Genomic DNA, 238 nt, shown 5'->3' on the forward strand with positions numbered 1-238 from the left:
GTATTCCACAATACGCGTTTTGGCTGCCATGCATTAACATATTTTAGTTGATTTGGGAAAGCAGTCTTATCGCCTGCAAGTTTGAAAGCTTTTTCCGCAACCACAGCCGAAGCCGCATGTTGTCCGTGACCTGCTGCAGCATTAGGAGGAAAACGACAAATGATAACATTAGGACGGAATTTTCGGATTACCCAAACTACATCCGCTATAATGCTATTTTCATCCCATTGTTTAAAGG

The 238-nt window shown here is 42.4% G+C and carries 1 protein-coding gene; it reads right to left on the reverse strand.

The genetic code is table 11. The annotated features are described in order from the left end of the window. The coding region (locus ACPYOJ_RS36685; RefSeq protein WP_481420587.1) for a hypothetical protein at positions 1-238 on the reverse strand (238 nt) is incomplete at both ends.

Source organism: Rhizobium sp. SVR5-9E, from assembly GCF_056755095.1.